The sequence below is a fragment of the Spiroplasma endosymbiont of Danaus chrysippus genome (assembly GCF_902809815.1).
GTDB lineage: Bacteria > Bacillota_I > Bacilli_A > Mycoplasmatales > VBWQ01 > Spiroplasma_E.
Map to the genome: position 1 here is coordinate 16,471 of NZ_CADDIL010000009.1, position 25,961 is coordinate 42,431.

The window sequence follows — 25,961 nt, forward strand, 5'->3', positions numbered from 1 at the left end:
ACTTGTTATTAGAGCATACTTTTCATTTTAGATAACACTAAAAAATAAAAAAATAAAATATTAATAAAACCAGAGATAAATTAATATTTTAGTACAAATTATCTTGAACCAACAATTATTAGTAGTATAATGAAAAGGTATGTTCATTCATTATTTTAAAAATTAGTATAATTAAAAGTGTAACTGCAATTAGCTAAAATATTTAGGAGGAAAATTTAAATGTGAGTTGAGAAATTTGATAATCCCCAAAAAGAAATTTTTCAAATATTAAATGAAAAAGGAGTAATTAATCCTAATTTTGTTGATTATTTAAAAAAATTTGATAGTAAGGTTTTATTAAAAGCATATGAAAACATGTGTTTTTCACGAATACAAGAACAAATGCAAATGGAATTAAACTATGAAAAAGATGAAAAAGGACAAGTTAAATTAGTAAATGGAATTCCAAAAGTAATCGGAAAAGTTGTTAACTTTTTATCTTCAAAAGGTCAAGAAGGTGTTGAAGTTGCTTATGCTAGTTGCTTACGACCAGGTATTGATTGATTAGTACCAGCTTATCGTAATAATGCAGCATGAATTACTGCTGGATATCCAGTTGAAAAAGTAATTCAATATTGATTAGGAAATGAAATGGGAAGTCAAATGCCGAAAGGTGTTAATATTTTACCAGTTAATATTCCAATTGCTACTCAATATTCACATGCAACAGGTATTGCTTTTGCTGAAAAATATAAAAAAGATAAAGGAATTGTTATTACTACGATTGGTGATGGTGGTACTTCTGAAGGTGAGTTTTCTGAAGCAATTAATTTTGCTGCTATCCATAAATTAGCTGTTGTTTTCTTTGTTGAAAATAATCAGTGATCATTAGATACACCAACTGCTAAAGCAACAATGAGTCCAACTTTTGCACAAAAAGGAACAGCATTTGGTGTACCTAATATTCGTGTTGATGGTAATGATTTTTTTGCTGTTTATTATGCTACACAAGAAGCAATTGAAAGAGCAAAAAAAGGTAATGGTCCTTCATTAATTGAAACTGTTACTTATCGTCAAAATGCGCATTCTGCTTTTGATATTAAAAAAGATTATTTTTCTGCTGAAGATTATAAAATTGAACAAGAATGATTAAAAAAAGATCCAATTGATCGTATTAGAGAATATTTAAAATCAATTAAACTTTGAGATGACAACAAACAAGCAGAATTAGATAAACAAATTACTAAAAAGGTTAATGATGCAATTACTTGAGCATTAAAAAATGAAAATGTTTCAATTGATGAAATATTTGATTATACATATGAAAAATTAACACCACAATTAATAGAACAAAAAGCAGAAGCAAAAGCTTTCTTCAATGAAGGAGAGAAAAAATAATTATGAAAAGAAATAATGTGCAAGCTATTACTTTAGCCTTAGAATTAGCAATGAAAAAAAATCCTAATGTTGTTGTTTATGGTGAAGATGCCGGTAATGTTGGTGGTGTTTTTCGAGCAACTAAAGGTTTACAAGCAAAATTTGGCGTTAATCGTTGTTTTGATGCACCAATTGCTGAAGCAGTTATTGCTGGTAGTGCCGTTGGAATGGCAATTAATGGTTTAAATCCAATTATTGAAATGCAATTTTCAGGATTTGCTTTCCCTGCTTTTCAACAATTGTTATGTCATGCTGCACGAATGAGAAATCGTTCTCGTGGTAGATTCACTTGTCCAATGGTAGTACGTATGCCTTCATATGATTGAAATAATGGTAATAATGGTGCTTTGGAGCATCATTCAGAAGCAATTGAAGCTTTATTTTGTCATATTCCAGGTTTAAAAGTAGTTATGACTTCAAAACCTAATGATACTAAAAAATTATTATTGGCAGCAATTGAAAGTCCAGATCCTGTTATTGTTTTAGAATGTTTAGGAACTTATTTTAATAGTTATACTAGCAATAATTATACATATGATGTTAGAGAAGAAGTTAGTGATGCTTATGAAGTGGCTGTTCTTGGTAAAGCTAAAGTTCTTAAAGAATATAAGGCTGAAGAAAAACCTGATTTAACGATTGTAACTTATGGTTCAAAAGTTTATGATTGTGAAGCTGCTGTTAAAATTTTAGAAGAAAAAGAAAATTTTAAAATTGAATTAATTGATTTACAAACATTACAACCATGAGATGAAGAAACAGTTGTTAATTCTGTTAAAAAAACAGGAAGATTATTAGTTGTTTCAGAAGCGGTTCGTTCATTTTCAGTTGCCTCAGAAATTATTACCGTTGTTAATGAAAAGTGTTTTGAGTATTTAGAATGTCCTCCAACAAGATTAACAGGTTATGATATTATTGTTCCACTGTCTAAAGGTGAAAAATGATTTATAATTAGTCCAGATAAAATTATGGAAAAAGTTAAACTAATGATGAATTATCCAGTTTAGTTAGTTGTTTAAAGAAAGGAAAGTGAAAAGATGGAATTGAAGTTTAAAGATATGGATGGAATCGATGAAGTTACTGTAACTCAAATTCATGTTAAAGTTGGAGATAATGTAAAAAAAGGTGATAATGTTGTTGATATCGAAGCAGATAAAGCTTCAGATAGTATTAAAGCCGAAGCAGATGGTAAAGTTTCTAAGATTTTTGTTAAAGAAGGAGATAGTATTAAGTCAGGTGCTGTTATTGTTGAGTTTGGTGGGACGATTAGTGATAATAAAAGTCCTTCATCAACAAATTCTTCACCAAAATCTGAATCAGTTGCTAGTACATCTACAGTATCACCAGTTGAATTACCAAAACAAAATGTGCAACCTATTCAACAAACGGGTAAAGTATTAGCAACACCATTAGCGCGTAGAATGGCTCGTGACTTAGGTGTTGATATGGGAACAATTAAAGGAACTGGTCCTCGTGATAGAATTTTAAAAGATGATTTATTAAATGCCAAGAATGGTGGTACAACAACTAGTGCTACTGCATCAACAACACCTATTAATTCAATATCTTCAGTTTCTGCTACAATTATTAGTTCACAAGGTATTAATGTTACTAAAATCGAAAGTTTTGGTAATGTTGAACATTTACCATTATCAGGAATTCGTAAGGCTGTTGCTAATCAAATGTCATTATCAGTTTATACAGCACCACATGTTAGTTTAATGATTAATGTTGATGCTGAAAACTTAGTACAATTACGTGCAACTTTAAAAGAACCAGCGGAAAAAGATCCAGATGGTAGTGCTAAATTAACATTTATGCCATTCTTTGTAAAGGCTGTTGCTAAAGCGTTAAAAGAAGAACGATTTAAATTACTTAATTCAACTTTGAACATGGCTAATAATGAAATTCTTGTTAAAAAATATTATAACATTGGTATGGCAGCTGATACTGAAAAGGGTTTAGTAGTTCCTGTTATTAAAAATGCTGATCAACTTTCATTATTTGAAATAGCAAGACAAGTTAATTCATTGGGTGATAAAGCTCGTAAGGGGCTATTAAAAGGTGATGAAATGCAAGGTGGATCATTTACTATTACTAATTTTGGTTCAGCAGGAATTGAAATGGGAACACCAGTTATTAATTATCCAGAAGTAGCAATTTTGGGTCTAGGAATGATGCAAAAAAAACTAATTATTGCTGATGGTAAAATTGTTGAACATAAGTTCTTTCCATTATCACTTTCAATTGATCATCGTGTTATTGATGGTGCACCTGCTGGTTATTTCCTTTCTCGACTTAAAGAGTTATTAGAAAATCCAACATTAATTTTAGCTTAAGGAGAAAATGTAAAAGATGTCTAACTATGATTTTGATTTAATAATTATCGGGTCAGGTCCTGGTGGTTATGTAACAGCGGCTCGAGCAGCAAAGATGGGTTTAAAAACTGCAATTGTTGAAAAAGATAACTGAGGTGGAGTCTGTTTAAATGTTGGATGTATTCCTACTAAGACGTTACTAAAGGGCGCAAAAGTTTTTCATTATATTGAAAATGCTGATAAATATGGTGTTGCTATTAAAGATAAAAAAAATATTGAAATTAATTGAAAAGTAATGCAAGATCGTAAAGCTGGTGTTGTTAAAGGTTTAACTGGTGGTGTTGGCTTTTTAATGAAATCTAATAAAGTTGAACAATTATTAGGGACTGGAAGTGCTATTGATAAAAATACGATTTTAGTGAAATCTAAAGACGGTAAAGAAAAGAAATATACTACTAAATATATGATAATTGCTACTGGTTCAAAAGTAAAAATGTTTGATAATCCTAATGGTCCACAAGGTTTAAGTGAAAAAGATTTAAAAACAAACCAAACATTATTAACTTCGACTGAAATTCTTTCTTTAAAAGAAGTTCCAAAAACACTAACTATTATTGGTGGTGGTGTTATTGGAATTGAGTTTGCTTGTTTATTTAGTACACTTGGTACTAAAGTTACTATTATTGAATATTTAGATCGTATTTTAGCATTACTAGATGAAGATATTAGTACAACTTTAACTAAAATTCTTGAAAAAAATGGTGTTAATATTATTACTGCTCATAGTGTTAATGAATTAAAGGATAAAACTTTAACTTATTATGCTGCAACCGATAAAGAACATAAAAAACCATTAACAGTAACTAGTGACTATTGTTTATTAAGTACTGGAAGAACGCCAATTACTGAAGGTTTTACTAATCTGGGAATTCAAATTAAGCCTAATCAAGCATTTGCCGTAAATAATAAATTGGAAGCTTTAGATGCTAACAATAATGTTATTGATAATATATATGTAATTGGAGATGCTAATGGTCAAAGAATGCTTGCTCACGTTGCATCAACACAAGGATTAGCAGCACTTAATAATATTTTAGTTAAAGAAGGTAGAACGGATGCTGATAATCAGCCATTGAAAGAGCAAGAAGTAGATTATAATAAAATGCCTAGTTGTATTTATTCATTCCCTGAAGTGGCAAGTGTTGGTTTAACTGAAACTGAATGTAAATCTTTAGGTAAAGAATATTTGATGAAGAAAATACCATTTACTATTAATGGTAAGGCATTGGCTGATGGTGAGACTGATGGTTTTGTTAAAATAATTATTGATAAAAAATATGGAGAAATCTTAGGTGCTCATATTTTATGTTCAACGGCTACTGATATAATTGCTGAAATTGTTAATATTATGCAAACGGAAGGTACTATTGTTGAATTAGCCTCTTCTTGTCATCCACATCCAACAATGTCAGAAGTAGTTATGGATGTTGCACAAGATTTAGAATTAGAATGATACAAAGTTAATAAAAAATAGAAAATAATAAAAATGTACCTTTAAATTTTTAGGTACATTTTTATTGTAAAATTAATATAATATTGATTAAAAAGTATTGCTTCTTCTTTTTTTGTCAAAAAAATAATTAGTGGTATTACTGTTAATTTCTTTTTGTAAATATTTATTTCATGTAGTTATTTGTTCAAATTGTATATTTTCTAAATTTTTATTACATAAATTATTATTTTCTGACGTTCTTTTTTTAAATAGTATTTGAAATGTTTTTACTTCATTTTGTTGCATTTCTGTTTTATCTTTATCTTCTAATAATTTGCATATAATAGTATTTTTTTCTGTTCGGCATTTAATAAAAATATTTTCTTTACATTTCACTGCTTGTTCTCAATTTTTATCTTTTTCAATATCAAAATCATATTTATTTGTTGACATTTTATTATTGTTCCTTTCGAGATAAAAAATGTTAATTATGTCACTTTGGATAAAAAACCAATAGTAGTGACAAGTTAATTTTATAATGATATTTAAAAATATTTATATATGATCTATAAATAAAAAAAGTGTAAAAAAATTACTTTAATTTTCTAAGTAAAAAATTAAAGTAATCATTATTTTTAAATAACACCTTATTAATTTGATTTTTTGTTTTATATTCAATAAATATTTTTTGAAAAAGAGGATCTGTTAAAACATTATTTAATACTAGTTGTTCATATGTTTCATAGTTGTGATTTCTTTGCACATAATATGTTTCATAAGCAAATAAGTGCATAATCATATTACCAATGGTAGGATTACTTTCTTTATTATTTTTTCAAAGTATTTCTTGTAGTTTAATACCGTGTTTTTTAAATAACATATTCATTGAATGTTTTATTTTATGTGGTCTAGTTAATATTAATTTTTCAATAGCACTACTAATATTAAGACCATTAGCAAATATATCATCTAAACTATGAATAAAATTTCTCAATTGAATTAATTCGAGATCTTCAAATAATTGTTCATTATCTTGCAAAATTTTTTTCATTAATAACATTTTAACATGACTATCATTTTGTTCAATATAAATAGGAATTTTAATCATATTAGTGAAACTTCTAATGATTGGAATTAATTCTTGTTTAAATTGATAGCCTAAATGGTAGTGAATTATAAAAAATAATAATAAAAGATTTTCATATATTTTATTTAAATTCAAAAAGGTAAGTGATTTTTTATGTTCATCTATTGTTTTAATAAATGACTGATGGAATTGAGTGATAATATTAATAATATCTTGTGAAGTATTTTCCAAACATACGTTTTTAAAATTGGTAAGTATACTTTTTTTATATATAAGATTTGCATTATTAAATTCTTTTAAAGCATTTTTATAATAATCTGTTGTGAATGTTTCTGAAAGTTCTTTTTGTAAACTATTAATTTTTTCTTCATCACAAAGAATAACTGCATCTTGATAGTTTAAAAATAAAACAATTCAATTTATACACATTTTTTTTTGATCAACAGTTAAATTTGTATCAACGAAACATTGGAATAAAGCACCGCCATTTTCAATTATACACTCATCAGCTGTTTTGTTAATTAACATTATTTGGCACCTAACTTTCTTTTTTGTAGTTTTAATAATTTAATTAAAAAGTCTTTTAAGGTTAACTATCTTCTTTAATATTCTATCATTATAAATGACTTTTTTAAATTTTAGTAAAAATTACCAATTTTAATAATTTTTTTAAACAAGTTAAAAAATGACTATTAACTTTAGATTTTTAAATCATTAGATAATCAGATGTATTTTTTTGTTCAATAGTTAAGTTTGCATCAATGAAACATTGAAATAAAAAACCTCTATTTTAATGATGCAATTATTAGTTGTTATATTAATTAACATTATTTGGCACCTAACTTTCTTTTATAATTTGATAACTTTTAATTAAAATATATTTTAAAAGTCAGTTATCTCTTTTAATCTCCTATCATTATAAATGACTTTTTTAAATTTTAGTAAAAATTACTAATTTTAATAATTTTTTAAACAAGTTAAAAAATATTATTAACTTTAAATTCTAAAATGTTATTTTTAAAATTATTTAATGATTTTAAAGTAGGTTACTATTATTATATTTATATAACATCAACATATCTTAAAATTGAAGTAATGCTCATATTTTATCTCAAATTCTTTATACAAGGGAATCTAATAATTTTTAAATAAGTATAATTTGTTATGCAAGTTTTTTATAAACTTTTATATTTTTTCTAATTTTTTAAATATTAATTTTATAATCAAAAACTTAGTTAAACACTTATGGGACAAGATGTGATAGTGTGAATCTTGTATTCTTATTCTAACACATAATATTTGAAACTTCTTCTTTTTGGAAATTATTATTAATTGTAATAAAAAACTTTAGTATTGGCAATAATTATTAATTAAAAGCATTTTTTACTATAAATTAATTATAAAATAGATTATTAAAATTATAGTATTTTGACTTTAATAAGAGTAAAAAAAACTAATTTTATGAAAAATAAATAAATTTTGTAAAACAAAAAATAATATTTATAATATAATTATTAAGTTTAATATAAGTTTTTAATATAAGTTTTTAATATAAGTTTTTAACCCATTGCTTTTTTTAAGTAAACGGGTTTATTAATAAAAAAAATAAGAGGTAAAGAAGAATGGTAAATGATTTAGTTAATATAAATAAGTTTATAAAAAGTTTAAATACAAATAATATTAATAGTATAGATTTGATGCAACAATATTATTATCATGAAATAAGAAAAAATATAGAAATATATAATGAATTAATTGAAAAATTAGACAATATTTTTTCATTATTTAATATAACTATAGAAGAAGAACAAAAATATAACAATTTTTTTATTTTTTTAAAAGAAGAAATAATAAAAACTAAGAAAAAATATCAGGAAAATTATAAATATGAAATAGAACAAATTGCCAAAATTTTAGATCAAAATCAACAGACTATTGATAATTATTTAGTAGTCAATAATAAATATAGTATTATTATTGCAAGTTTAAATAATAAAAAAATTACTAAATGAAAAAATAATTTTTTAAAAATTATTACTTTTGGTTTTTGAGATTGAAATAAAAAAATAACAGTTCAACAAGAAGAATTAGAAAATTATAAAATTAATAATGAAGAATTGATAAAAGGTAAAGAATTAGAAAATGAAAAACTAAAACAAGAAAAAACTACTATTTTGATTGAAAAACTAAAGAAAAATATGTTTGAAATAACTAGTGTTCTTGCAGAACTTGACATTTTAGAAGAAGAATTTAAAAAAATGCTCAGTGAAAAAACTAATAATGAACCTGAATGTGAAATTGCAGAGGAAGCAATTGAAGTACTAAGTAAAAAAAGAAGTTCATTTTGTTCACAAGATAGTGGTTTTGATTCAAATGCAAGTAGCGATAGTGAAGAATCTTCTTATCCAGAAAAATTAAATCCATTTATTAATGATGATGATGTAAGTTCTCAATCAACCAGTATTTTTAGTAAACCAATTTTGCCAAAAATGTAAATACATAAATATAGTTATTAAAATAATTGTTAATTTTAATAATTAAATATTAATAAATAAATTATTTAAATACTTACATCAGTAAGTGTTTTTAATAGAAAAACTTATTTATTTAGAAAAAATATGTAACTTAGTAAAAATAAAGAAATTATTATTTTAAAATCTTTTTATCTGTTAAGTATTTTAACTTGACATCATTATGTGAATAAGATATTATTAAAAAGGTTTATTTGCCACAAATTAATAGAAGGAGGTAATTTATGGTTAAATTACGCTTAATACCAACAGGAAAAAGTAAATCAGTGCAACCTAGTTACAGAATTGTTGCGATTGATGCAAGAACAAAACTTAATGGTAGATATATTGATAAATTAGGTACTTATAATCCAACAAGCAAAGAAAAACAAGTAACTATCGATGAAGTAAAAGCATTAAAATTTTTATCAAATGGTGCTCAACCAACAGAAACTGTTCGTAGTTTATTATCAGCAGAAGGAATTATGACTAAATTTCATAATCTAAGACAAGAGAGAAAAAGTAGCAAACCTAAAAAAATAACAAAAAAAGTTACTGTAAAAAATAAAAAAACTGCTACTACTGATTTTATTAAAAAAGAAGAAGCACCCGCTACTTAATATTAAAATATGCTACAAGTGATTAATTAATATGTATGTAACATTGTTAGAACGTTTAATTGAACCAATTTTACTTGATAAAATTTGTGAAGTTGAGATTCGCGAATTAGTAGAAAAAAATCACTATGATTTAATATTAATGGTACCAAAATCATTAATATCAGTATTGATTGGTAAAAAAGGAAATACTATTCGTGCATTATCAACAATTATTGAAAGCAAAGCATATTTAGAAAACAATACTATTAAATTAGTAATTAATGAGTTTTAAGATGAAATATTTAGAATTAGGTACTATTGTTAATACTCATGGTCTTATTGGTGAAGTTAAGGTTTTATGTAATTATTATGGTAATAAATTTTCATGAAAAGAAAAAACAACAGTTTATTTAGAAGAAACTAAACAACTAACACCTTTAATTATTTCAAGAGTAAGAAATCATAAGCATTTTTTATTATTAACATTTGAAAATTATAATACTATTGAGTTAGTAGAAGGTATGAAAAATAAAAATTTAGTTATTAATACTGAAGAAATAATTAATGACAACTTACCTTGATTTTATGAAGATATTCTAAATTATGAAGCATTTGATGCTAATAATAATGCTTTTTTAGGAAAAGTTATTGCTTTCTTAGATAATAATCATCAAGGTTTATGAGAAATAAAAATGACTAATAAAAAAACCTTTTTTATTCCTAATAATAAAGTATTTATTAATAAAATTAATAAAGAAGAACAAAAAGTTTATTTTAATATTATTGAAGGATTAATTAATAATGACTAAAAACCAATTCACAATTATAACTTTATTTCCCAATGCTTTTAATGATTTTATGCAAACATCAATCATCAAACGAGCTATTACTAAAAAACAAATTAGCATTGATATTATTGATATTAGAAGTTTTGCTAATAATAAACACCAACAAGTTGATGATGCTCCTTATGGTGGTGGCAATGGTATGGTTTTACAAGCAATGCCAGTAATTAATGCTATTAATAGCGTAAAACTTAAATATCCTGAGGCTAAAACAATTTTACTTAGTCCACAAGGTCAACAATGAAATCAACAATTAGCTTATAAATATAGTCAAAAAAATATTAATTATATTTTAGTTTGTGGTCATTACGAAGGTATTGATGAACGCATTATGTCTTATATTCATGAAGAGATTTCAATTGGTGATTATGTATTAACTGGTGGTGAATTACCAGCAATGGTTATTATTGATTGTATTACTAGGTTAATTCCTAATGTTATTCAACATCAATCTCATCTTAATGATTCTTTTAATAACTCATTATTGGATTATCCAACATATACAAGACCAGAAGAAGTACTAGGTATGAAAGTTCCAGAAGTTCTAATTGGTGGTCACCATGAAAAGATAGCAGAATATCGTCATCAACAAGCATTAATTAATACTTATAAAAAAAGAATTGATTTATTTAAAAAATATCAATTATCTGCAAAAGATAAAATAATAATTGAAGAATATAAATCTTCACTTAAAAAAAATAAACGAAAGGAGAAATAAAACATGCAAAATGCAATTATTAAATTAGTTAGCGAAAGTCAACTAAATCATAATCTTCCTAATTTTAAATCTGGAGATACAATCCAAGTTTTTTCTAAAATTAAAGAAGAAAAAAAAGAACGTATTCAAATGTTTGAAGGAGTAGTTATTGCTCGCAAAGGTTCAGGAATTACGCAAAATGTTATTGTTCGTAAAAATGTTGGTGGTAAAGGTGTCGAAAAAACATTTGCTTTACATTCACCATTAATTGATAAAATTAACGTTATTCGTAAGGGTAAAGTAAGAAGAGCACGTATTTTCTACTTACGTAAATTAAGTGGTAAAGCTGCTAGAATTAAAGAAATTAAAACAGTAAAACCCGTTAAATAATAATTAAACCACCGTTATTAAAATCAATGGTGGTTTTCTAAATTGATATAAAATAATAATAAAATGTATTAAAGGAGTTAAAAAAATGCCTAATGAAAGTACCCATAATCAAATTCATTGATTCCCTGGTCATATGATGAAAGCCATTAAAGCAATTGAAACTAAGTTACCAATTATTGATGTTGCAATTGAAGTTTTAGATGCACGAGCACCATTAGCAACAAAAAGTACTTTATTAGATCGTTTATTAGAGAAAAAAATAAGAATTATTGTTCTTAACAAAGTTGATTTAGCAGATGATAATTTTACTAAAGAATGAGTTACTTTTTTTGAAAATCAAGGTTTTTCTGTTTTATTGGCAAAATCATTAACTACAAAAATGAAACCGCAGTTGTTAAATTTAATTACTAAATTAATGGAACCGCAAATGGAAAAAGAATTGGCAAAAGGTATTGTTAATCCAAAAATTAAGGTATTAATTATGGGATTACCAAATACGGGTAAATCAACATTTATCAATAATTTATTACAACGTAAAGTAACACAAACTGCTAATATACCTGGTGTTACTAGAGGTCAACAATGAATTAAATTAAATCCAACAATTGATTTGTTAGATAGTCCTGGTATTTTACCACCAAAAATGAATGATCAAAAAGTAGTAATGATTTTAGCTTTAATTAAAGCAATTCCTGTTAAACATTTATTTTTAGAAGAAATCGCTAATTTTGCTTTAACATTTTTACTTGAGAATTATTATGAAAGATTAGTAAAATATTATAATATTAATTTTGAAATTAAAAATATTAATGATGAAACATTATTTCTTTATTTTAAGAAATTAGCACAAAAATATCATTTAAAATTGACTAATGATGAAGATAATACTCATCGCGCCATGAATTTATTTATTAATGATTTACAAGTAGGGAAACTAGGATTAATTTCATTTGAAATACCACCTAAGATTTTAAAACATGAAAAGTAGTTTACGATACGAAATTGATAATTATTCATCAAGAACATTAATTGTTGGTTTTGATGAAGTGGGAAGGGGAGCTATTGCAGCACCAATTGTTGTTGCAAGCGTTATTCTTAAACCAAACTTTAATCATCCTTTAATTAAAGATTCAAAACAATTATCAGCAAAACAACGAATAGCAATGTATCAAATTATAATTGATAATGCACTAACAGTTGCCGTTAGTATTAAAAGTCATCAATTTGTTAATATTCATAATCCTAAGCAGACTAGTATTTTAGCAATGATAGAAGCATTTAATAAATTAAAAATAGTACCTGATGTGTGTTTAGTTGATTTTGAAAAACCGCAATTTCCTAATTTTCTAGGAAAAGTTGAAGCAATAGTTAAAGGTGATCAAAAATCACTTAATATTGCTAGCGCTTCGATTATTGCTAAAGTAGTAAGAGATAAAATTATGATTGATTATGATACTCAATATCCTAATTATGGGTTTAAAAATCATAAAGGGTATTATACAAAAAATCATCAGATAGCATTACAAAATTATGGTATTTGTGATATTCATCGTATTAGTTGTGCGCCCGTTAAAAAATATAGCGGAATTATATAATAGAGAAACTTTTATTATTACAATTATTTACTGGTAATAAGTTATTATCTAATTTATTTATATCTGTTGCTAATAATTTATTATTTTGAATATTAAAAATTTCTTTAATTGGTTTAGTTCCTTGATTTATTAAAATATTTTTAAATGATTGAAGTCCATGTTTTTGTAAGTTCTTTTCTAATTGGCTTGTAGGTGTTTTAATATTATAGGCAACTTCTAAATAAAAGAATCTTTTTTGAAAATCATGGTCAAAATCTTGATATTTTTTATAGATTTTTTCTATTTTATTTATTATATTTTTATTTAATATTTTTTGAAAGGAATTATTATTAATAATGTCTTTGCTAATATTTTCTAATAAATAGTGTAGTGGAAATAATTCAGTAGAATAACTAGTAACATTTTTATATGGTAATAATAAGTCATTGATTATTTCTTTTTTAATATTGTATTTTTGTCTAATTTTATTAGAAGTTTTAATTATATTTATTTTAAAACAAAATTTATTATCTTTATTATCTATTACTAACATAGTTGAAAATATTTCTTTATATATTTTTTTAACATTTTATTTTTCCTTTTTTATTTGGATATTTAATTTAATAAAAATCCTAATATAGAAAAATAGCTATATTAGGTATATACATTTATCAAGTATATAGGGGCTTTGCCCCTTGCTACTTCGTAGCACACCCCAGTGGGGTAAACCCCACGGTCCACCCACCCAAGGGTCTGGGTGGAACCAACCATTAATATTGTTTTATTACCCACTCCTACTCTTTTATTTTATTAATTTATTTAAAAATAAAAAAAAATTCCCATCTGAATAGGAATGAATAGGAACAAGAAAAGAGATTTATTAATTAATAATGCAAAAAATTACCCTACATATATCAATCTAACCATTAAATACCCGACCGGAGGATTCCCACCTTTCGTTTTAAAGATTCAAATAAATATAATAAGTTATATATTAAATTGTGATTAATAAAACTATTATGTTTAATACAATTTGAATAACTAAAAATTAATCAAATTAAAAAAATAAGTAAATATTTAATTATCTTTCAGATGAAATTGTATAAACAATTGTAATAGTTAAATATTTACTCTTAATAACCCTTTACTACTATTAATTCGCTACATTAACGCAATTACTAAGCAAATAAATATTTGTATAAATAATAACACAAAAAAATAATAAAAGTATAAAAAAGAGGCTTTTTAGTAATCTGTGTTTCTTTGTTTTACAAAGTACTAGTTCAGATTAATTCTGTCTTCAAATTTTATCATAAAATGAGCAATTGCTGTATTTCAATTTTGAATAGGCAATGTTCATTTTTTTGTGATATTTTCAATTGCTAAGTAAAAAATTTTAAAAACTGCCATATCATTAGGAAAAACTTTTTTATTTCTAATAACTTTTCGTAATTGGCTATTAACAGATTCAATAGCATTTGTAGTATAAATTACCCTTTTAATTTCTGCTGGATAACTAATAAAAACCATTAAATTTTCTCAATTTTTATATCAAGATTTAGCAATTTGTGGATATTGTTTATTTCATTTACTTTCAAATGATTCTAAAGCTTGCATTGCTTGTTCTTCACTACATGCTGTATAAATTGGCTTTAAATCGATAACTAGAGACTTTCGATGTTTGTATGAAACATATTTTAAGCTATTTCTAATTTGATGAACTATGCATAATTGATGTTCAGTTTTAGGATAAACTGATTGTATTGCCTCTGACATGCCTGTTAAATTATCACTACAAGCAATAAGAATATCATTTAAGCCTCGATTTTTCATTTCTGTAAAATTATTTAATCAGAATTTAGCACCTTCATTTTCACTAATTCATAAACCTAAAACATCTTTTTTACCTTCTAAATCAACTCCTAAAGCTATATAAACTGATTTGTTAATAATACGTTTATCCTGACGTACTTTAACTACGATACAATCAAAATAAATGATTGGATAAACACTATCTAATGGACGATTTTGCCATGCTTTGACATCATCAATGACATCATCAGTAATTTGACTAATTACGCTTTCGCTAATATCTGCGCCATCATATAACTCTTGCAACTGCATTCTAATATCTGATAAAGTCATACCTTTTGCATATAGTGAAAGAACTTGTTGATCAAAACCATCAAATCTTCTCTGTCTTTTTGTGATTATTACTGGTTCAAAATTACTATTACGATCTCTTGGTACATCAATTTCAATTTTACCTTGTTGAGTTATTAATTTTTTTGATGTTGTACCATTACGAACATTGTCATTATTACTGCGTTGATTTCTTTCGTGTCCTAAATAATTTTGCATCTCAGAATTCAACATTTTTTCTACCAATCGTTTAGTTAATTCTTTATATAAGCCTCCCTCTTTAAAAACTGTTGTTAAATCCTCAGTATTTTCTAATAATAAATCTACTGCTTTTGATATTGGATCATTGTTATTAAGATTACCTTTTTTAGCCATCTGTAACTGACTCTTTCTAGATATATAAATTATATTTACTAGAATTAATTAAACATAGTTATTTTTGTAAGTCACACAGATTACTAAACATTCCCAAAAAAGATTGTAACTTTTAAGTTATAATCTTTTTAAAAATCAATTTAAAACAACTTATATTGAAATAAAATTAAATTTTTGACGAGGCTTTTTAGTAATCTGTGTTTCTTTGTTTTACAAAGTACTAGTTCAGATTAATTCTGTCTTCAAATTTTATCATAAAATGAGCAATTGCTGTATTTCAATTTTGAATAGGCAATGTTCATTTTTTTGTGATATTTTCAATTGCTAAGTAAAAAATTTTAAAAACTGCCATATCATTAGGAAAAACTTTTTTATTTCTAATAACTTTTCGTAATTGGCTATTAACAGATTCAATAGCATTTGTAGTATAAATTACCCTTTTAATTTCTGCTGGATAACTAATAAAAACCATTAAATTTTCTCAATTTTTATATCAAGATTTAGCAATTTGTGGATATTGTTTATTTCATTTACTTTCAAATGATTCTAAAGCTTGCATTGCTTGTTCTTCACTACATGCTGTATAAATTGGCTTTAAATCGATAACTAGAGACTTTCGATGTTTGTATGAAACATATTTTAAGCTATTTCTAATTTGATGAACTATGCATAATTGATGTTCAGTTTTAGGATAAACTGATTGTATTGCCTCTGACATGCCTGTTAAATTATCACTACAAGCAATAAGAATATCATTTAAGCCTCGATTTTTCATTTCTGTAAAATTATTTAATCAGAATTTAGCACCTTCATTTTCACTAATTCATAAACCTAAAACATCTTTTTTACCTTCTAAATCAACTCCTAAAGCTATATAAACTGATTTGTTAATAATACGTTTATCCTGACGTACTTTAACTACGATACAATCAAAATAAATGATTGGATAAACACTATCTAATGGACGATTTTGCCATGCTTTGACATCATCAATGACATCATCAGTAATTTGACTAATTACGCTTTCGCTAATATCTGCGCCATCATATAACTCTTGCAACTGCATTCTAATATCTGATAAAGTCATACCTTTTGCATATAGTGAAAGAACTTGTTGATCAAAACCATCAAATCTTCTCTGTCTTTTTGTGATTATTACTGGTTCAAAATTACTATTGCGATCTCTTGGTACATCAATTTCAATTTTACCTTGTTGAGTTATTAATTTTTTTGATGTTGTACCATTACGAACATTGTCATTATTAATGCGTTGATTTCTTTCGTGTCCTAAATAATTTTGCATCTCAGAATTCAACATTTTTTCTACCAATCGTTTAGTTAATTCTTTATATAAGCCTCCCTCTTTAAAAACTGTTGTTAAATTCTCAGTATTTTCTAATAATAAATCTACTGCTTTTGATATTGGATCATTGTTATTAAGATTATCTTTTTTAGCCATCTGTAACTCACTCTTTCTAGATATATAAATTATATTTACTAGAATTAATTAAACATAGTTATTTTTGTAAGTCACACAGATTACTAAACATTCCCTTTTTGACTACTATTAATAGTAAAATCTAGTTCAGCATTTTCATTTATTTCTTGAATATTAAAAAAACTATCATAACTAATACTATGTTTTAATATTAAACTTAGTATTATATGTTCTAGTAAATCCAATAACAACTACTTCTTATAATGAATCAACTTCATTTTGCGTTATTTTTTATATAAACCATTCTTTCATTTTTTAAAAATATCACTAAAAAATAAACAAGTAAACTATTACTAAAATGATATAACTAACATAGTATCTTTACTAACTTTTTTTAATTTATCTATTTTACTTAAACTATTATTTAAAATAGTTTCTAAACAAAATTCAATCTTTAAAAAAGAATTAATTAATTCACTACTAATAAAAAATAAAAGTAGTGGTAGTTTTAATATTATTGTGGGCGTATTTCAAGTCTAGTTATAATTTAATTTTCTTTAAATAAAAGACAAAATAAATTATTAATTGTTGGTATTATTATACCATAGTATTTATAAAATATAAAGTATTTTAGTATTTTATTTTTATTAATATAATTTAAAAATTCCTAACTACTTAGGTTTAGATTTATTAAATTTTATAAATTTAAACAAATATTTTTAATTTATTAATTCTTGCTTGTTTTAATTTTAATAAATTAAAAAATGCTTCTTTTGAATAAATTTTTGCATTATTATTAGATATTGATTTTATTAAATGATAAACATCACTTTCAGCACTACAACCAATATTTCAAATAGCATTTTGATTTTCAATACCTTTTTTATTATTTTTAAAATATTCATATATTTTTTCATCAGCATTATTTTCTTTTAAATAATCTAATAATTTATAATAATTACCATTTAAAAATAATTTATAATAAGCATAATTTAATTTTTTATTATTTTCTTTTGTTCTTTTACCTTTTCCTACAATAAATACTTGTTTTAATTTTTGTAATGGATGTCATTTATCTACAGCATAATCAATTTTTAAATAATTAGCAGTAGATTTAAGATAAGTTGCACCATCACCAGTTAATTTTAAATTTTCATTAGTATAACCAATAAAAATATTATCTAAATTAGTTATTATAGATTTACCAAATTCTTTTTTAGTAATTCGGGCGCATAACTTTAATGGATAGATTCATAATTGGATAACAAAGAACGATATAACTATCGTTCTTTTTTTGTTAAAAGATTAAAACTTAATAAAACTGTCGTAGAAGTCTAATAGTGAGTACAAAATGTAAATACTTCTATATCAGAATAAAAGAGCATTTAATGTTAAGCAAGTTAAAATGTTACACTGTATCGCTTAATGTAATTATAGATTAATTTGAATAGCCTTATTATGGCTCAGTAAATAACCCATTAATCTATATTAATAATTACATTTGTATTATTTAAAAAAATAGGGGGTTTATATATAAATACATACCTCATTAACAATATCATAACACAATAAAAAATTAAAAGGAGAAAAATAAATATGAAATATATTTACTTATTAAAATATGAAGTCAATTATACTAATCAAATAAAATTTAAAGCATTTTCAACTGTAGAGCATGCTAATAATTATCATAGAAATTATAAACATCATTTAATTAAAGATGCTTATATTGAAAAATATGAAATATTAGTAATGGAATTAGACATAAATTTAAATAATAAGGAATTAAATAAAAAACTTAATTAATGAAAGGAAAAATATTTATGGAATATAGAGAATATAGAATGAATAGTTCTTGTGATAAATGTAGAAAACAATCTTCTTTTGGTAATAGATTATGTAATAAATGTTTTTGAATATTAATAGGTAGAAAAAAATATGAGTAAATTTATTTTTAAAAAAGAAACTCATCAATATTTTTTAGAAAATAAAGAATTAATATCTGTTTCTAGAATTATTGATAATTATTTAGGTTTTGGATATAGTCATATAGCACCAGAAGTATTAAAAAATGCTTCAGTTCGTGGTAAATGAGTTCATAAACTTAATGAATTATATTTACAAAATATTAATCAAGAAAATATAATTAATAATTTATTAAAAAAATTAAAACCAGTAACTAATAATATAAATTATTCTTATTGTAAAAAATCACTTATATTTTTACAAGAAAAATTTAAAAATAAAAATAATTATGAATTTATTATAGAAAAACCTATTAATGATAGTGTAATTGCTGGAACACCAGATTTAGTTTATTGAGATAAAAAAGAAAATAAATATTATTTAGTAGATTATAAAACTTATGCCTGTATAGATGATGATAAATTAAAAAGAATTAAATTACAATTAACTGCTTATTATTGTATGTTACTTGCTAATGGTATATGGCCATCTAATAAAACTTATGTTTATTTAACTAATAAAAATACTCAAAAAGAAATAGAAATTGAAATAACCAATGAATTAATACTTGAATGAATAAATGCAAAAACAAATTATTTTAAAGGAGAAAAATAAAAAATGGAATATAAATTGGAATATTGTAAAAATAAAAAATGTAATTTTAATGAATTATTAGTTAAAAATCTTAATGCTAGAATTGAATTTTTAGAATATCAAATTGAAGAAATTAATTTAAGTCAATTAAATTTATGAGAATTAGATGTGTTCAGAGGTCAAATTAAAGAATTAAATATTTTAAAAAATAATATTAAAGAATGATTAAGAAGAAATAAAAATGATTAATGAAAAAACAATTAAAGAAAAAAATATTTATTCTTGTAATTCAATTGAATTTGATAAATTACCTAAAAAATTAGATAGTAATTTAAATAATTGAATTGTTATGAATAGTCATTTAATAGTTAATCCTAGTAAAAATATTGAAGTACATTTAGATAATAGATTTAAAACAATTAAAAAATGATAGGAGAAAAATTATGGATAATCAAACTTTAATTTTATTAAAACACTTAGGAAAAATTAATAAAAAATTAGATGAAATTTTAGAATTATTAAATAAAAAAGGAGAAGAAAATAATGAGTAATAATACTAAAAATGAATTAAAAATTCCTAATTTTATTAAAAGTAATAAAGAAGAATTATTAAAATTTAGAAATTATTATGAAATGATTAGAAATTCTAGTAAAGATTTAAGAAATATGAATCAACAAAGTTTATTTAATGCTTTATTTAATTTATATAAATTAAATCTTTCAATTAATCCTATTAAAAAAGAATTAGCATTAATTCCTTATGGTGATGAATTACAAGTTCAAATTCAAGAAGATGGTTGATTAACATTATTACAAAGAACTGGATTAGTTGTTGATTTTCAAAGAGAAAAAATAACAACAGCACATAAATTTAATAAAGAAAATAATAAATGAGAAATTAATCCAGCATTAATTTTTGAAAGAAAAACAATTAATACTATTGGTTATTATTGTTATATTTCACTTTTAGATAAAAATGGTAAAATTAATAATTTTTATAAAGGAATGACTGTTGAAGAAATTAATCAACATAAAGATAAATATGGCAAAACTTATAATAAAAAAAGTCAAGAATGAAAATTAAATCATATATGAACTTCTGCTTTTGACCAAATGGCTTTAAAAACAGTTGTAAAAGCATTAATTAGAGAAATTAATAAAACACCAATTATAGTATTAAATAATCAAGATGATATTAATTTAGCACTTCAATTAGACCAAGGTGTAGTAATTGATGAAGAAACAATTGCTTATAAAGATAATACTGGTGAAGAAGTTAAAATTATTAATTCAAATAATAATATTGATAATACTGATATAAATTCTACTTTATCTAAATTAAAAGAATTAGAAAAAGAAGAAGAAATTATAGAAAATTTTGAGGTCTAGTGAAAGGTAAATTTAATATGAATAAAGAAAAATTAATTATTTGAATAAAAAAACAAATTAGTATTTGTTTATGTGATTCTTTAAAAGAAGCCGGTAAACTTACTGCTTATTATAAAGTACTTGAATTTATATAAAAAGGTGAATTTGATTAATGAAATTATTTTATATCTTATTAAGAATATTAATTTTACCAATATTTTTATTATTATCTTTAATCTCTATTCCTTATAATTTACTAGCATTTATTTTATTTGGAAAATTTAAAATTCAGTTTGAAATGACATGAAAAGAGGAGAGTAAATAATGCCTTGATGAGGAATATTATTAATAGTGATAGCAACTACACCAGTAGCAATCATATTATTATTTTGTTTAGTTGCTCTTATTTTAGGAGCAATAGCAATAATAAAAGATTAAATAAAATGATAGGCATTTGACATATAACCTGTTTAACTCCTATTTTTATTTAAATATGTCAATGTAAGTCCTAAATTTTATTTTATACAGAACGAAACTATAGAATTATTAAAATTTGGATAACATTATAATTCTATAGTCCACCGTAGTAAACGGTGCTGATGAGTTCATAAAAGGATGTGAAATAATGAGAAACATTAAAACTGAATGATTTTATAATGAAAAAAGTCCTAAAGAAATAATATGTAAAACAGTAAGTTTATTAAAAAATAAAGAAGATGCTTTATGTTATTTATTAGCATTAAATTTATATCCAAAATTATATCCACAAGATATTTATTATTCATGAATATTAGAAAATAATCAAACTGGATATTTAATTATTGTCGGTAATAATAGAGATACTATTGGAAATATGAAATTTAAATTTATAAAAGGAGAATAGAAAATGCCAAATACAGAAAACTCACAATCAAATTATACTTTATTAAAATTAATAAGAACTGGAATAGCACCATTATCTGCCATGATTGGTACCAGTGCTTATTATGGTCAATTAATAGGAAATCCTATTTTAGGAAGTATTAATGCTTTATTATTTAGTAAAAAATTAGGAATTGATATTTGAAATTTAAATCAAATGCCAAGTTCAAAAACTAAATTAATTAATAGTAGTAAAAAAATATTATTAGGATTAGGAACAATTGGTTTAGTTAATTATAGTAAATTTACTAATGCAGATATTAATCCTAATCCAACAGAAAATCCAATAACAACTACTACTGTTGACCCATTTCCACCAGATTTATTATTTAGTAATCATGATACTATTGATAATCATTTAATGGATTGAGATACATATATATCTTTAAATTCATATGGTATTGCCAATTTGGTTGCTGGAATTACTGAGTTAATACCTAATAAATTTGAAGCAATAAGAAAGATATGTAATATGGCTACTGGTGGTTGTTTGATTAGTAGTGGTGTAGCAATGGGTATAAATAATGATTTTATGAATGCTTATGCAGTACCTACCATAATTGCTGGTGCAAGTGAAATTATTCATAATTTATTACCTATGGAAACAACTAATCATATTGAAGAAATGCAAGAAACACCATTTAATAATGAAACTACAAGATTAATTAATGATAATAGATTCACAATTAATAGTGAAACATCAAGTCAATATTATGGTAGTGATAATATGACCGAAGTACCATTAAATTATGATAATGCTTCATTAAATTGAGATTATAATCACATGAGTTTATAAATAAGTAAAAATGCCTATTAAAGGCATTTTTGGGAATGTTTAGTAATCTGTGTGACTTACAAAAATAACTATGTTTAATTAATTCTAGTAAATATAATTTATATATCTAGAAAGAGTGAGTTACAGATGGCTAAAAAAGATAATCTTAATAACAATGATCCAATATCAAAAGCAGTAGATTTATTATTAGAAAATANGATTATTGAAATGCTTATTTAATTGATGATACAAGTGGTGTTGATTTTAGTAATTTACCAAATAATCAAATATTTAAAACAGTACAAACAAAAAGACAATATACTTTAGTAATGTTTGAAGAACATATTACAATTGATGATTATTTACAATTTTTTTGTGTATTTAATGATGAAAATGAAAATATTGGTGGTAATAGTGGTAAAAATCAAGATAGACAATTATTATATATTTCAAATGTAACAAATTATTATAGTCCTTATAATGGTGCATTTAGTATGCAAGTATTAACTTTTAGTAGTTTAAATGATAGAGTAGTTTCTAGTGGTCAAAATACACTTGATTTTGTACAATATGCAAGCCCAGGTAGTGGTTATGCTTTCCCAACTATTCAACAAGGAAAAGTAACTTTAAATCGTACTTTAATGCGTGATATTGGTGTAAGATATAGTCATAGACAAAGTTATGGATTAGAATTATTAACAAGTTGTTATTATTATGGAAGACCAATAATTCAAGGTCAAGAACCAATACAACAAAATAATGAAGAAATATTTGAAAGTAAAGTATTTGCTTCAAGAAGATTATTTATTGCTGGTAATAATGAAAAATCTACAACTGAAGTTAAAAATAATGGTGGTTTACTTGCTGGAATAAATGATAAAATAACAACAAGTAGTCATCCAGAAACTACATTTTATAATATTATGGACGCAAAACCTACTGGATTTACTCATTATGATACATGACAAAAATTTTTAGAAGCAAGAAAATTTGATATGTTAGCTCAAAAAGATTTTCAAGGAATATTAACATGTAATAAAGAATTAGCAATTAAAAGTAATGGTGATGCTATTGGTAAAGCAAAATTCTTTTGAGATAGTGAATGAAATATAAATAATTTACAAGGTGAATATAATGTTGATATGAGTAGTAATTTTAAATATAAAGACCCAGATACTGGATTAGTTATTGGTTCACCAACTGTTGATTATAAAAAAATATCACAAAAATATATGTCAGCAATATTAAATTTTAATAGTGTAGTATTTAGTTCATTAATTCAAATGCCTTATGATAGTGTACAATGATTACCATTTGCTTTAAGTTCAATTCCATTAGTAGGTAAATTATTAAATGCTTTAACATTAGGTATTCCAGTAGGATTTATTATTACTCAAAATTCTCAACAATATAAAAATATGCCATTTTTTAATGGATTTATGAGTGCATTTTTTGCTTCAAATTTATCAAGTATTATTGGTAATAATGATAATAATTGATTTATTCCTTTAAATGTATTTAGTAATTCAAGTGAGTTTGCATTAGGTAAAATGTTAGGTTCACATGTTTCAACAACTGCTATGACAATGAAATTAAGTGATAGAGTAAGTGTTTATCCATGAGATGCTAAAACTGGTAAAAAGTTAGAAGTAAAAGAACAAATAAGTACAGTTGATTTATCACAAAAGAAAAATAATAAAGTTTATATTTTAGCAGAAGATACTGAATTTTTAGATATTGCTTCACCATTAACTAATGAAGATACTGAATGTCAATGAAATCCAACAGCAAATGGAGTTATTGATGGTTCAAATTATGCTTATATTATTGATACAATTGTAACTCAATCATTACATCAAGGTGAAGAAAGACATACATTTTATAGTGATAATCCATTTACTTATCAAGGTGATTATAATGAAATATCAGTTGCTCAGTTTAGATATAATAATATGGGTTATTTGACTGGTAATGATTTTAATTGAACAACTTTATATAAATTAAATCATGATGAATATGAAGAAAGTGAAGAAACTACATTTAGTTATCCAGCAAAAATATTACCACCAAGTCCACAAAATATAGCAAAATCAATTATTATTAATCCAGATTTAAAAGTAGAATTAAATTATAAAGATATACCATTAATTATATTTTCTGGTGGTAATCCACATAATAATACACAAGAATGATTTAATAAAAATAGTCCAGTTTCTAAAAATATTGACATTAATTTAAAAGATTATTTAGACCCTACATTGTTAATTAATACTTTTAATGATTTAAAAAGATATTATAAATCAATAACTATAAATTATAGTTATAATATAGGTTCTTTTAGAGATTCTAATCCTAGTCAATGAGGAACTGATGAAAATTTTAATCCTGCAAAAGAATTAACTAGTTCAATTGAAATTAATTTAAAAGATTTAATATTTTCAAAATCAATACCTAATATTGATAAAAAAACTGAATTTAAACCAGTAGGTGGAAGTGGTAATTGAAGAGCTTTTTCTTATGTTTATTATCAAGGTAATAAATCACAATTTAATTTATTAAATTATTCTTTTAAAGTATATTATTCAGTTTCTTCTTTAGATTTTACTAATAAAAATCCAATTGGTTTTGATATTTTAAGTAATTCAAATAATAATTTAAATTGAAAAATTAATATTTTTGTAACACCAAGTAAAGCGCATACAGAACAATATAATTCTGGTTCTAATAATAATTATGCTAAAATATATACAAATAAAGCGAATGCTAATATTAATAAAATAGTTTTAAATGCAAGATAAAATAATATATAATTAATATTATCAATATTATATAGATGAGGAAATATAAAATATGAAATTCATTTTAAAATTATTATCAGTAGTTACTTTAACATCATTTTCAGTAATAAATTTAAATGCATGTGGTGTTGAACAAGGTTTACCACAAACTTTTACAGCCACATTTGATAAAATTAATAAATTTAACGTTATTATTATTAATAAATCAATTCAAGTAATGGATTTAAAACTTTATAAAAATGATGTATTAGATATTGCTGGTTCTCTTAATGATTTTTATAATAAAGAAGGATATATAAAAATTGAAATTAGTGGAACAATGTTTAGTAAATTTTTAAATCTGTATGGATTAAATATGAATAATAGCGAAAGAGAAATAAAAGATAAATTAAATAATATTGTTGTTTCTAATGGTAATATTACCATTGTTAAATATGCACCTTATGTTAATTTTTATTATCTTCATGATTTTTCTGGTAAAGTCTAAACAAAATAATATTTCCCCACAATCTAATTAAAAAGTTACCAATTAAGGTAACTTTTACTTTTTTTCTAATCTTTTTACTATTTTAATTAATTTTTCATCTTCATAAGCATTTTTAACTGCATTTTGTATTATTTTTTCATTATATTTAAATTGTTTTCTTTTTGTCATTAAAA

Annotated in this window: 27 protein-coding genes; 21 read left to right on the forward strand and 6 right to left on the reverse strand. The window is 23.7% G+C overall.

Translation table 4 applies throughout. From position 1 onward, the window contains the following. Nucleotides 1–219: 219 nt before the first annotated feature. The 4 genes from SPIRDC1_RS09580 to lpdA are packed head-to-tail and all read left to right on the forward strand — an operon-like array spanning nucleotide 220 to nucleotide 5,265. Nucleotides 220–1,377, forward strand: coding sequence for a thiamine pyrophosphate-dependent enzyme (locus SPIRDC1_RS09580; RefSeq protein WP_174481604.1), 1,158 nt, complete (start codon nucleotides 220–222; stop codon nucleotides 1,375–1,377). A gap of 2 nt (nucleotides 1,378–1,379) precedes the next feature. After that, entirely contained in the window at nucleotides 1,380–2,420 is a 1,041-nt protein-coding gene (locus SPIRDC1_RS09585) for an alpha-ketoacid dehydrogenase subunit beta (RefSeq protein ID WP_174481605.1), read from the forward strand. Nucleotides 2,421–2,450: 30 nt separating this feature from the next. Continuing rightward, complete coding sequence (locus SPIRDC1_RS09590; RefSeq protein ID WP_174481606.1) at nucleotides 2,451–3,752, forward strand: dihydrolipoamide acetyltransferase family protein; 1,302 nt, start codon at nucleotides 2,451–2,453, stop codon at nucleotides 3,750–3,752. A 16-nt stretch (nucleotides 3,753–3,768) separates the two neighbouring features. Then, on the forward strand, nucleotides 3,769–5,265 hold the full coding sequence (gene lpdA / locus SPIRDC1_RS09595; protein WP_174481607.1) for a dihydrolipoyl dehydrogenase: 1,497 nt from the start codon (nucleotides 3,769–3,771) through the stop codon (nucleotides 5,263–5,265). Nucleotides 5,266–5,331: 66 nt separating this feature from the next. Here lpdA and SPIRDC1_RS09600 read toward each other — a convergent pair whose 3' ends face one another. Further along, complete coding sequence (locus SPIRDC1_RS09600; protein ID WP_174481608.1) at nucleotides 5,332–5,676, reverse strand: hypothetical protein; 345 nt, start codon at nucleotides 5,674–5,676, stop codon at nucleotides 5,332–5,334. Nucleotides 5,677–5,815: 139 nt separating this feature from the next. Continuing rightward, nucleotides 5,816–6,838, reverse strand: a complete 1,023-nt coding sequence (locus tag SPIRDC1_RS09605) for a hypothetical protein (protein WP_174481609.1) — start codon at nucleotides 6,836–6,838, stop codon at nucleotides 5,816–5,818. A gap of 1,094 nt (nucleotides 6,839–7,932) precedes the next feature. Between SPIRDC1_RS09605 and SPIRDC1_RS09610 the strand changes: the two genes are divergently transcribed. The 8 genes from SPIRDC1_RS09610 (at nucleotide 7,933) to rnhB (ending at nucleotide 12,946) form a co-directional block, all read left to right on the forward strand. After that, on the forward strand, nucleotides 7,933–8,805 hold the full coding sequence (locus SPIRDC1_RS09610; protein WP_174481610.1) for a hypothetical protein: 873 nt from the start codon (nucleotides 7,933–7,935) through the stop codon (nucleotides 8,803–8,805). A gap of 260 nt (nucleotides 8,806–9,065) precedes the next feature. Then, nucleotides 9,066–9,440 (forward strand): 30S ribosomal protein S16, encoded by a 375-nt coding sequence (rpsP, locus tag SPIRDC1_RS10425; protein WP_174481611.1) that lies wholly within the window; start codon nucleotides 9,066–9,068, stop codon nucleotides 9,438–9,440. Between the two features lie 31 nt (nucleotides 9,441–9,471). Beyond that, nucleotides 9,472–9,711 carry a KH domain-containing protein gene (locus tag SPIRDC1_RS09620; RefSeq protein ID WP_174481612.1) on the forward strand — a complete coding sequence of 80 codons (240 nt, stop codon included), beginning with the start codon at nucleotides 9,472–9,474 and terminating at the stop codon, nucleotides 9,709–9,711. Between the two features lies 1 nt (nucleotide 9,712). Beyond that, nucleotides 9,713–10,228 carry a ribosome maturation factor RimM gene (rimM, locus tag SPIRDC1_RS09625; RefSeq protein WP_174481613.1) on the forward strand — a complete coding sequence of 172 codons (516 nt, stop codon included), beginning with the start codon at nucleotides 9,713–9,715 and terminating at the stop codon, nucleotides 10,226–10,228. Then, entirely contained in the window at nucleotides 10,221–10,982 is a 762-nt protein-coding gene (gene trmD / locus SPIRDC1_RS09630) for a tRNA (guanosine(37)-N1)-methyltransferase TrmD (RefSeq protein ID WP_174481614.1), read from the forward strand. The genes rimM and trmD overlap by 8 nt, the downstream gene beginning before the upstream one ends. Nucleotides 10,983–10,985: 3 nt before the next feature. Then, the gene (gene rplS, locus SPIRDC1_RS09635) at nucleotides 10,986–11,351 is read left to right on the forward strand and encodes a 50S ribosomal protein L19 (protein WP_174481615.1); all 366 of its coding nucleotides are present in this window, start codon (nucleotides 10,986–10,988) and stop codon (nucleotides 11,349–11,351) included. Between the two features lie 85 nt (nucleotides 11,352–11,436). Beyond that, a complete protein-coding gene (gene ylqF / locus SPIRDC1_RS09640; protein ID WP_174481616.1) occupies nucleotides 11,437–12,339 on the forward strand; it encodes a ribosome biogenesis GTPase YlqF in 903 nt (300 codons plus the stop codon). Further along, a complete protein-coding gene (rnhB, locus tag SPIRDC1_RS09645; protein ID WP_174481617.1) occupies nucleotides 12,329–12,946 on the forward strand; it encodes a ribonuclease HII in 618 nt (205 codons plus the stop codon). The genes ylqF and rnhB overlap by 11 nt, the downstream gene beginning before the upstream one ends. Here rnhB and SPIRDC1_RS09650 read toward each other — a convergent pair. From SPIRDC1_RS09650 to SPIRDC1_RS09665, 4 genes are all read right to left on the reverse strand, one after another. Then, nucleotides 12,939–13,478, reverse strand: coding sequence for a hypothetical protein (locus SPIRDC1_RS09650; RefSeq protein ID WP_174481618.1), 540 nt, complete (start codon nucleotides 13,476–13,478; stop codon nucleotides 12,939–12,941). The two genes, rnhB and SPIRDC1_RS09650, sit on opposite strands and share 8 nt — an antisense overlap. A gap of 725 nt (nucleotides 13,479–14,203) precedes the next feature. Continuing rightward, nucleotides 14,204–15,442, reverse strand: coding sequence for an IS256 family transposase (locus SPIRDC1_RS09655; RefSeq protein ID WP_174481619.1), 1,239 nt, complete (start codon nucleotides 15,440–15,442; stop codon nucleotides 14,204–14,206). 220 nt (nucleotides 15,443–15,662) lie between these two features. Beyond that, the gene (locus SPIRDC1_RS09660) at nucleotides 15,663–16,901 is read right to left on the reverse strand and encodes an IS256 family transposase (RefSeq protein WP_174481620.1); all 1,239 of its coding nucleotides are present in this window, start codon (nucleotides 16,899–16,901) and stop codon (nucleotides 15,663–15,665) included. 83 nt (nucleotides 16,902–16,984) lie between these two features. Then, on the reverse strand, nucleotides 16,985–17,125 hold the full coding sequence (locus SPIRDC1_RS09665; RefSeq protein WP_174481621.1) for a hypothetical protein: 141 nt from the start codon (nucleotides 17,123–17,125) through the stop codon (nucleotides 16,985–16,987). 1,351 nt (nucleotides 17,126–18,476) lie between these two features. Between SPIRDC1_RS09665 and SPIRDC1_RS09670 the strand changes: the two genes are divergently transcribed. The 9 genes from SPIRDC1_RS09670 (at nucleotide 18,477) to SPIRDC1_RS09710 (ending at nucleotide 25,788) form a co-directional block, all read left to right on the forward strand. Further along, complete coding sequence (locus tag SPIRDC1_RS09670) at nucleotides 18,477–18,686, forward strand: hypothetical protein (RefSeq protein ID WP_174480717.1); 210 nt, start codon at nucleotides 18,477–18,479, stop codon at nucleotides 18,684–18,686. Between the two features lie 17 nt (nucleotides 18,687–18,703). After that, on the forward strand, nucleotides 18,704–18,826 hold the full coding sequence (locus tag SPIRDC1_RS10405) for a hypothetical protein (RefSeq protein WP_255495914.1): 123 nt from the start codon (nucleotides 18,704–18,706) through the stop codon (nucleotides 18,824–18,826). After that, the gene (locus SPIRDC1_RS09675; RefSeq protein WP_174481462.1) at nucleotides 18,819–19,460 is read left to right on the forward strand and encodes a PD-(D/E)XK nuclease family protein; all 642 of its coding nucleotides are present in this window, start codon (nucleotides 18,819–18,821) and stop codon (nucleotides 19,458–19,460) included. The genes SPIRDC1_RS10405 and SPIRDC1_RS09675 overlap by 8 nt, the downstream gene beginning before the upstream one ends. A gap of 3 nt (nucleotides 19,461–19,463) precedes the next feature. Beyond that, the gene (locus tag SPIRDC1_RS09680) at nucleotides 19,464–19,688 is read left to right on the forward strand and encodes a hypothetical protein (protein WP_174480719.1); all 225 of its coding nucleotides are present in this window, start codon (nucleotides 19,464–19,466) and stop codon (nucleotides 19,686–19,688) included. Continuing rightward, on the forward strand, nucleotides 19,681–19,872 hold the full coding sequence (locus SPIRDC1_RS09685; protein ID WP_174480720.1) for a hypothetical protein: 192 nt from the start codon (nucleotides 19,681–19,683) through the stop codon (nucleotides 19,870–19,872). The genes SPIRDC1_RS09680 and SPIRDC1_RS09685 overlap by 8 nt, the downstream gene beginning before the upstream one ends. 110 nt (nucleotides 19,873–19,982) lie before the next feature. Then, complete coding sequence (locus SPIRDC1_RS09690) at nucleotides 19,983–20,828, forward strand: RecT family recombinase (RefSeq protein ID WP_174481622.1); 846 nt, start codon at nucleotides 19,983–19,985, stop codon at nucleotides 20,826–20,828. A gap of 604 nt (nucleotides 20,829–21,432) precedes the next feature. Next, on the forward strand, nucleotides 21,433–21,690 hold the full coding sequence (locus tag SPIRDC1_RS09695; protein WP_174480332.1) for a hypothetical protein: 258 nt from the start codon (nucleotides 21,433–21,435) through the stop codon (nucleotides 21,688–21,690). A gap of 3 nt (nucleotides 21,691–21,693) precedes the next feature. Next, nucleotides 21,694–22,524, forward strand: a complete 831-nt coding sequence (locus SPIRDC1_RS09700) for a hypothetical protein (RefSeq protein ID WP_174480784.1) — start codon at nucleotides 21,694–21,696, stop codon at nucleotides 22,522–22,524. Between the two features lie 2,829 nt (nucleotides 22,525–25,353). Then, nucleotides 25,354–25,788, forward strand: a complete 435-nt coding sequence (locus SPIRDC1_RS09710) for a hypothetical protein (protein ID WP_174481624.1) — start codon at nucleotides 25,354–25,356, stop codon at nucleotides 25,786–25,788. Nucleotides 25,789–25,961 lie beyond the last annotated feature (173 nt).